Source organism: Microbulbifer discodermiae (assembly GCF_040742695.1).
Lineage (GTDB): Bacteria > Pseudomonadota > Gammaproteobacteria > Pseudomonadales > Cellvibrionaceae > Microbulbifer.
Window position 1 is genome coordinate 1 of record NZ_JBFLAB010000110.1, and the last position, 4,755, is coordinate 4,755.

At 42.8% G+C, this 4,755-nt stretch carries 5 protein-coding genes and 1 pseudogene; 1 reads left to right on the forward strand and 5 read right to left on the reverse strand.

What is annotated here, in order from left to right; all coding sequences use genetic code 11:
- Positions 1-165 precede the first annotated feature (165 nt).
- Positions 166-1,170, forward strand: a complete 1,005-nt coding sequence (locus AB1S50_RS18840) for a hypothetical protein (protein WP_367152759.1) — start codon at positions 166-168, stop codon at positions 1,168-1,170.
- 799 nt (positions 1,171-1,969) lie between these two features.
- On the opposite strand, the gene AB1S50_RS18850 is transcribed toward AB1S50_RS18840, so the two are convergent.
- The 5 genes and pseudogenes from AB1S50_RS18850 to AB1S50_RS18870 all read right to left on the reverse strand — a co-directional run.
- A complete protein-coding gene (locus tag AB1S50_RS18850) occupies positions 1,970-2,659 on the reverse strand; it encodes a hypothetical protein (protein WP_367152760.1) in 690 nt (229 codons plus the stop codon).
- A gap of 388 nt (positions 2,660-3,047) precedes the next feature.
- Positions 3,048-3,434, reverse strand: a complete 387-nt coding sequence (locus tag AB1S50_RS18855) for a VOC family protein (RefSeq protein ID WP_367152761.1) — start codon at positions 3,432-3,434, stop codon at positions 3,048-3,050.
- 2 nt (positions 3,435-3,436) lie between these two features.
- Positions 3,437-3,742 carry an ArsR/SmtB family transcription factor gene (locus AB1S50_RS18860; RefSeq protein WP_367152764.1) on the reverse strand — a complete coding sequence of 102 codons (306 nt, stop codon included), beginning with the start codon at positions 3,740-3,742 and terminating at the stop codon, positions 3,437-3,439.
- A 268-nt stretch (positions 3,743-4,010) separates the two neighbouring features.
- Entirely contained in the window at positions 4,011-4,604 is a 594-nt protein-coding gene (locus tag AB1S50_RS18865) for a hypothetical protein (protein WP_367152765.1), read from the reverse strand.
- A 19-nt stretch (positions 4,605-4,623) separates the two neighbouring features.
- Positions 4,624-4,755: pseudogene (locus AB1S50_RS18870) on the reverse strand (IS1595 family transposase); the annotation flags it as partial.

Here is a 4,755-nt window from a genome sequence, read left to right on the forward strand (position 1 = left end):
CCTGCGTCAAGCCCTGCTCAAGGACCAGCTTTACGGCCTCTGAACGAAACTCTATTGAATAAGTCTTTCTCATAGTCATTACATACTCCCAATTGCCTATGGTAACAATCGGGACTGTCCGGAGAAATCAGGCTACCCCATACATTCGCAAGATCAGGAGGGATTATGCGACTGTTTAAGTCATTCACTTTTTTAATTATCTTAACGACGCTCAACAACTATACACTCGCTGGGCCACGGGATGAGGTGCCTGTTGAAGAGCGATACTTGTTATCGTTTAATTATGGCGACTCATCCATTAATCGATTGGTTCTAGAACGCGACGACTACCTTAACGATTATTGGGATTTAAATTTGGGCTTGGTTAGCGACACAGGAATACTGGATAAACCCTACCGCGAGCACTACGAAATCAAGAAAAAATTATCTGCTGCGATCAAAGCAACCATTGATGAAGCGGCCGATGACAGTGATGTAGATTTTAAACGCTATAGATTTACTATGACCAACTACATCGGTGTTGAATTAGACGGCACTGTTGGTGGAAGTATTATCGATATTAGAGTTGGCGGATTTGATTTCACCGTAAGAGGTGAGGTGGAAAAATATGGTATTCTGGAGGCTGATGTACACTTTAGAACGCTAAATAAATTTTGGTTGATTGGTAGTTACAATACCTATACGGGAGAGATCAGCAATTTTCGAGTCAATGATGATCTCCGATTTGACCTCGACATCGACGTTCCGTGGTACACCAGCCTGTTTATAGATATTCTCGATGTGCTGACCTTGGAAACACAAAATTTTTCTTCACAAATGGAAAACTTCATCGACTATTACGAGGATAACATTAACGAAATTATCCTAACTGCGATCGACGATTTACCTCAGCCTGAGTACTCTGTGTTTGGTATTCATGAAATTATTGATTATTTACCCGATTGGGTACCGGCGGATATCAGAATCGAGCTTGAAGACAAACTCAAAAGTGAATGGGAGAACATCACAAACTTTGGATTTCTGCAACTGTGGTTTGGCTATGATCACTACAACAGTATAGAGCCTAAGATTACATTTAATATCGAGTCTCCATTATTAACGCGCGGTCGGCTTTCATTGAAGCTATATAAAGAGGTTGAGTGGGACGATATGTGTCCGCAATGCCAATAATTCTAGGCGATTGGGTTCTATTCAGGTAATAGCATTTTATAACCTGATTTTTCTGAACTCCTCTAGTCCGAAGTTTGCATGGTCCCAGACACAAAAGCGGCGGAAAGTCTTAGCATTATCGGTGTACAAGACTGCCCGATAAGAAATTCCGCCGTGACAGAATACTACCAGCTTGAACTCCGATTTGCATCTTTTTCCTGTCGTAAGCTCACCGTAGATTTCACAGGTGGTGATTTGACCTCCAATACCGACCCTCTGCTGTTGTGCGAGTGCGACCAGCGACTTAATATGTCTCTCCCTTTGGCCGAAGTCGTGAATGACTCGTGCCGCCAAGCCTGTGTCGAGTACCCCAGTGAACAGCTGATGCGCCCGGCAATTGCTGGTCATCGGTACTGGCTACGAAGACCTGAATGACCACGAACAGCTGCGCTTCGATATCGCACTCCGAGTCGGCACTTTACCGCTGGTGACCGAACCAATATGGGTATTCTCTTCCCCAAGAGCCTTGAGACGTCGGGATTCAAGCACCTCCAGGCCACCGTACTTCTTCCGCCAGGTGAGGAAGTGGCATTTGAGATGCTGTACTTGCGGCTAATCTCCCTTACCAGAACGCAGGCCTCGGCCCTCTTCAGGATTGGGATGATCTACTCTTCGGCGAATCGTTCCTTCATGTTCACCTTACTCGCTGGTGACGAACATTACTAGGATCGCGGTAGACTAGAAAGTGGCGAGCAGGTCATAACCAGGAATAATGGCATTGAGCTAAGCGTAAGATATAGCCCTCTAATTTTTTATATGGCTAACAAGTTATCTCGGTTGCATATGGGATATATAGTGTCAACTCAGAAATATCTGACCTCTCCCACTCCACGCGTCCCTCAAGACCGGCAACTGTTATCTTACAAGTACCGCCAACAACCTCTGTTATTTTGTTATTTTCCTCTGCTATTTTACCGAGGATTTCATAACGGTATTGCTCCGGAGAAACTATACTTAGGCCTACATCTCCTTGTGTTTCAATTTCGGTTCGGCCATCCAGACGTGCACTGTAAACAAATGACCTCAGCTCATTGATTTGATCTTTTGCATCATTATCGGCATTAACTGCGACTTTTGCATATATATTCACATAACTTGTATCTGACTTTTTACGGTCTTCAATGATTTCTAGAGAGTCGTCATTTAAATTTACTGGAACTAGAAATCCTTCACCATATGAGAGGGCGATACCCTTGACCTTTCTCGAAGAATCTATCAAGTTAGAGATAGTTTTTCTTATCTCAGAACGACGCAAGCCGGGTGATCTTGAATCATTTACCAAGCGTATTCTCTGGACAAGGAAGTCCGCCTTTTTCTTTATAGTAACAGCCGGCATCTCATAGTAGTTACCATCCAGCATAGAACCGGTAACTACTACCTCCTCAAATTCCTGAGCAAATAATGACAGGGAAAATGTAAAAGCCAGTGTGGCCAATATTATTTTTTTCATTTCATTTATCCTTTTCGGCCCGTAGCATTTATATAGTGCTCACTATAACGATTATTTTTCTATTTATACTCTCGAAAGCAACTCTGCGTCAGCCCTAAAAAATTTCACTAGACCGGACAATTACAAGAATTTTGCACAGTAATACCAAGTAAAAAATCAATCTCCTCAGTACTAATTCAAGATAAACCCAGTACGTAACCTTCTTCTAGTTACGTGTTTAATCAGCCAGTCCTTTCCTTTCACACCAAAGGTCAGGATGATCAGAATTGCGGATTTTCCGGTCAGCCCGTTACCCAAAAATTGTACTTAGATGACTCTCGCTTTAGTGCGTGGATTAAAAAGTCCTTTAGACCTACTTCTCCATTTTACATTGTCTTAATGAAACAACCTACTTCATTTCAACAAGTTGAATTAGATTTCCACAGGTATCATTGAGCACCGCCATTTTGACGTTCCCTGCTTCCATGGGTTCCTGTGTAAACGCAACACCAGCGTCGCTTAGCCGCTGAAATTCCAAGTCGATGTCCTCAACCTGAAAAGAAGCGAAGGGAATTCCATCTTCAACCAAAGCCTGCTTGAAGGGAGGTACCGCAGAGTGTGCACTGGGCTCAAGTAATAGTTCTGTACCATTTGGATCACTTTTTGACACAACCGTAAGCCAGCGATATTCACCTAGAGGTATATCCTGCTTCTTCTCAAAACCAAGAATTTCAGTATAGAAGTTAAGGGCTTTTTCCTGATCGTCAACAAAAACACTGGTTACGTAGATTTTCATGGTCAATCTCCAAAAGTTAATAGCCAGCCGGACACTAAGTTTGAAAGACGAGCCTTGTCTAAGGTGTGAAGTTTAGTCGTGCCTTTCCACTCAGTAGTGATTATTCCCGCCGATTCGAGTACGGCCAGATGTCTCGAAAGCGCTTGCCGACTGGAAGAAATTCCATGCACAGCAGAGACACGGCTGCATATTTCAAACAATGACTGCTTATCGCGAATCATTAGCTCGTCAATTATGCGCCTTCTAGTAATGTCACCCAGGGCTTTAAATAAGCCGCTTAGATCTCTTTCTTCGCTAGATTTAGCCACCAGCCCATAATGCAACAAGTTTGTTGCATTTGCAAGTTCAATACTATCCTAAACTTTCCCCAACCAGCCCCCAACTTTCCAGACTCTACAGATTCCAGGGATGTACATCGTCTATGGAAGAGCTAACGGTTTGGCCATTTTATTTTTGAGCAACTTGATGCTCTACCGATTTCGGTCAGGTGCCTGCCTTTAAGATATCAATTGAGCACTGCGCCTCACAATTCACCCACTGCCAAGGCACAGCCTTGCCGCATTATTGATCAGTTTGTTATGAACCAATCTTTCCATACCTGATATGCTGGGATAAATGGATAACTATCTGGCCATTTTCAGTTTTAACTGGATAGTAGATTTCATATCTACCATTGTTAGAGGAAAATCTATGACTGCTGGAAGAACCGTCAAAGACTGAATTTAAATATTCTCGTTCCTCACTGGAGGTACTGAGAATATAGTCAGCCTTTAACGCCTCTTCATCTTTTCCAAGCCCCATGTAACTTGTAAAGCCCAACAAAAGTGGTTTGCCAAGGAGACTGTCCCTTGTAATTACAGTAACTTTGGGAAATTTCTCCTCGACTTTGCTCAGTATTTTAATATCCTGACTTGCACTTTTAATATAATTTCGAGAAAAGGTATAATTCGAAAGCCTAACAATTATACCCTTCTGCTCTTCCAGCAAGTCAGCTGCAGATGAGACAAGGTATTTCTCCCGTTTCTTGGACGTTGCAATGTCTCCCAAATATAAAAGAATAAACAACGCAACCAATGAAGATACAAATATATAGAGAGGCTTTTTATTTCTTTGATGACTCTCAGTGCTGTCAATTTTTTTCCCCTCAGCTATCGCAGTAAGGTTAAACATAATATTGCCTAATTACCACCTAAGCTAAGCCGAGCTTCAGTAATCTTTCTGGCATTGGCGGCGTCCGGAGAGAAACGTAGACAAGCCTGGGAATAAGTGCACACAGGTCGAACCTGCGGTTAAAACGATATTGAAACTCCGCCAAGTAGCG